The sequence below is a fragment of the Nocardia spongicola genome (assembly GCF_047200775.1).
GTDB lineage: Bacteria > Actinomycetota > Actinomycetes > Mycobacteriales > Mycobacteriaceae > Nocardia.
In genome coordinates, this window is record NZ_JBJZOO010000035.1 from 1 (window position 1) to 4,256 (window position 4,256).

Annotated in this window: 1 protein-coding gene and 1 pseudogene; both read left to right on the forward strand. The window is 63.9% G+C overall.

Annotation, left to right across the window (positions count from 1 at the left end; genetic code table 11):
• Nucleotides 1–3,988, forward strand: a 3,988-nt coding sequence (locus ACL02S_RS23995; RefSeq protein ID WP_412804765.1) for an SDR family NAD(P)-dependent oxidoreductase, incomplete at its 5' end; no start/stop codon positions are given.
• 63 nt (nucleotides 3,989–4,051) lie between these two features.
• A pseudogene (locus tag ACL02S_RS24000) lies at nucleotides 4,052–4,216 on the forward strand (SDR family NAD(P)-dependent oxidoreductase); the annotation flags it as partial.
• Nucleotides 4,217–4,256 lie beyond the last annotated feature (40 nt).

The following is a 4,256-nucleotide window of genomic DNA, read 5'->3' on the forward strand; positions in this document are numbered from 1 at the left end:
GGTACTCGACATCGAGGGAATGTTCACCGACCTACCCACCCCCACCCCACACCTCGACCTCCCCACCTACCCCTGGCAGAAAACCCACCTCCGCACCGAAATACCACTCAACCACCTCCGCCGCTACGGCACCCCGGACAGCTACACCACACTGGGCGACCAAGATCCCGAAGACAGCCTGCGCTGGCAACTGGAATTGAACATGCAGGTGCTGCCGTGGCTGGCCGACCACGTGGTCGGTGGTACCCGGCTGCTACCAGGAGCCGGGTACCTGGACGCGGCCCTGAGCGCCGTACTGGCACGCACCGAATCCACCCAGGCCGGGGTGGCGGATGTCCGGTTCGTGGCCCCCTTGGCCATCGAAGACGGACAGATGCCGCTGATGCGTTTGGAGCTGGAGGAATCGACCCGCCGCTTCACCATCCGCTCCCGGAAAATGGACGATACGACGTGGACGGTCAATGCCACCGGCCGACTGATCGAAGGCGCCTACGACCAGATCAAAGCCGAAATCCCACCCACCGACACCATGATCGAGATCGCCCCGGACGACTTCTACACCACCCTGGCCGCGACCGGACTCGAATACGGGCCGATATTCCAGCGCGTCACCTCGATCCGAGTCTCCGACACCGACGTAGTAGCCACCCTCGACGGCACCATCGCCCGCGAGGGCCGCTACGCCGCACACCCCGCAGTCGTCGACGCCGCCTTCCAAAGCGTGGCCGCCCTGATCGCAGCCACCAACACCCACCCGGATGGAGCTCGAGTCCCGGTCGCGGTCGACAAAGTACGCCTGCGCGCACCACTTTCCGACACCATCACCGCGATAGCGCGACTCGCCCCTGACGGCACCAGCGCCGATATCGACCTGCTCGACGCCGAACACAACATCTGCATGCAGATCATCGGCTTACAGTTCGGATCGATCGCACCACGACCTGCCCCGATGCAACGCATGATCGACCTGTTCTACCAAGAAGTCTGGCAGACACGCGATCCCATCGACCCAGCCACCCTGCCCGGCACCACGGACCTGGCCACCCTGATCGTGGTGATGGGCACCGCATCCACTCCGGCCGCCGAACGCATCCTGCGCCTGACCACCCCCGGCTCCGCAGGCGCCGAGTTGTTCGTTGTGGGCGACCCCGACCGCGAGGATCTCGAAACCGCCCTCACCGAACAACTACACACCACCCACACCCGCGAGGGTGCCGACCGCCTGCACCTGGTGGTGGTCGCGGGATCCGGCTACGACGAAGTAGACGCCCTGTGGGCACTGCGCCGCATCGCGGTGACCACCGAAGAATTCCTCGGCACCCGGCAACAAGAACACGGTGGCGAGCGGGATACCCTCGGCGACGACACCTTCTACGCTTCGCTGATCACCGAGAACGCCTTCATCCCTCCGGAATCCGACACCCTCCCGAACCTCAGCCGAGCCGCGTTGGTCGGCGCCCACCGGGTGCTGTTCAACGAGCAGTCATGGTTGCGGTGGCGGTTGATCGACCTCGACGACCACGTCACCGACACCGAAATCGCCGCGGAGCTGACGATTCCCGGCGCGTTCACCTACGACCACGCCGATGAGGTTTCCCTGCACGACGGGGCCCGGTGGGTCACCGTGGTGGAACGCACCCTGCAGGATCGTCTCGATGCTCTCGATGAGCCCGTGCCGCTGACCGACCCGGAAGCCAACTTCCGGCTGGAGCTGCCCAAGACCAAGGCCTTCTCCCAGCTGGGCTGGCGGCAATGCGAACGGCGCGCCCCCGGCCCCGGCGAAGTCGAAGTGAAGATGATCGCCATCGGCCTCAACTACAAAGACGCGATGAAGGTCATGGGCGTACTCGGCGAACGCGAACTCGCCGACACCTACTACGGCCTCGACCTCGGTATGGAAGGCGCCGGGGTGATTACCCGCATCGGCGCCGGCGTCACCGATCACGAGATCGGCGACCAGGTCTCCGTCCTGTGCAAAGGCATGATCCGCCGCTACAACACCCTCAGCGCGTACAAGATATTCCGCCTCGCAGACAATCTCGAGCCCGGATGGATCAGCAATACCACCGCGTTCTTGTCCGCGATATACGCGCTGGAGGAAGTGGCCCGGGTGCGACCGGGAGAGACGGTACTGGTGCACGGCGCCGCAGGCGGGGTCGGCTCGGCCGCGGTACAAGTCGCCAAAGCGCACGGCGTCCGCGTGATCGGTACCGCGAGCACCGACGAACGCCGCGCCTACGTCATCGAACAAGGCGCCGACCACGCCGTGAACTCCCGCTCCCTCGACTTCGTCGACGAAATCCTCGCCCTCACCGACGGTAAAGGCGCGGACGTAGTGATCAACTCCGCACCCGGAGAGATCCTGGCACAGAACTTCGACGCGGTCGCGGAATTCGGACGCATCGTCGAACTCGGCAAAGCCGATATCTACTTCGGCGGCGCGCTCGAACTACGACACTTCACCAAAAACGTGACCTACTCCTCGCTCGACCTCGACCGCATACTGCTGCTACAGCTGGAGGCTTTCACAGGAAAGGCATTCGATGCCTTCCAGAAACTCAGCGACGGCGTCTATCGACCGCTGCCCTACCAGCTGTACGGCACTGCGGATATCACGCAGGCTTTCGAAGAGGTCGCGCGCTCGACTCAGGTCGGCCGGGTGGTACTGGACATGACCGAGGACGCACCCCTGGTACGCCCACCGCTACCGGAAGTCACCATCGATGCCGACGCGCAGTACCTGATCACCGGCGGATTCGGCGGATTCGGTATGACGATCGGCCGCTGGCTGGTCGATAAGGGTGCCCGCCACCTGACCCTGCTCGGCCGCCGAGGCGCCACCACCGACGAAGCCCGCGACCAACTCGCCGCATGGGAACACCACGGTGTCGAGGTGGTCACCGAAACCGTCGATGTCACCGACACCGACGCGATCGCCGCAGTGATCACCCGCGCCCACACCCCCGAACACCCGTTGCAGGGCATCTTCCACACCGCGGGCGTCCTGGACGACAAACGCATCAGTGAGATGGACCGGCCCGGCCTGGACAAGGTTTACCGGACCAAGGTCGACGGAGCACACGCACTATGGAACGGCATAGTAGCGGCCGGGGCACGACTCGACCAATTCGTCCTGTTCTCCTCTGCCAGCTCTGCTTTCGGCAATATAGGCCAGTACTCCTACACTGCGGCTAATCTCGCTATGGAAACGTTTGCGCAAGCTCTACACAAGCAAGGTTTCCCCGCGCTGGCAGTCGGCTGGGGCCACATGACCGGCGCGGGCATGGCCGCCGCTGATGAGAATGTCACCCGCTACCTGCACAATCTGGGCTTCGAAGCCATGGATATGAACGACGGACCGCCGTACTTGGAACAGACATTACGGCTCGATGTCGCCCGAGCCCACATCGGCCCGATGAGCTGGAAGCGGTTCGTCGGCATGGGAGCCCAGGTGACGCTGACCGGCCGGCTCGAAGGCATAATCGCGGCTGCGGCACAGCATGATTCGGCTTCCGCCCGGTTGCGGGCCGAGCTCGCAGCCCTCGACGAAACCGAACGCATAAATACGGTCGCGCACATACTCGCCGAACAACTGGCCACCGTGATGGGAGTATCGGCCGAAACCATCGACCTGACCGTGCCCGTACCCGAACTGGGCCTGGACTCACTCATGGCGGTCGAACTCAACTCACTGGTCACCCAGAACCTGGACGTCGACCTGACGACACTGAAGCTCGGACGGTCGTTCAGCCTGGAGCAGGCAGGCGCCAAAGTGTCCGAGACGATCCTCCAAGGCACCGGTACGACAACTAGCCAACCCACTACACAGGCTGCCGACAACACCTCGCAGGAAGAGGCGGACACCCCGGATACCAGTGCCCCCCATGAAGGAACGGTCACCGTCCGGGAAGAGAAGATCCATATCCAGGAGGAAAGGGAAGGCCAGTTCTTCAAGAGAGCACGGCGCACTCTGTCCCGGCGTAAGTAGCCGATCAATTCATCGCGCTCGGCACTCAATGGCATCTACCCCATCTACAGCTTCCGCACCGGGCTCAACCGAGTCGACGTACTGGTCAACAATGCGGGCGAAAGCCAGGCCGGGCCACTGACCGACCTGCCCGATGCGGCGATCGAGCGACTGTTCCAGCTGAATGTACTCGGTTCGATCGCCCTGGCCCGCGCACCCCTGCCCGGTATGCGAGAGCACGGGTACGGGTGAGTGGTAATGGTGGGTTCGATGCTCGCGAGCTTCCCGA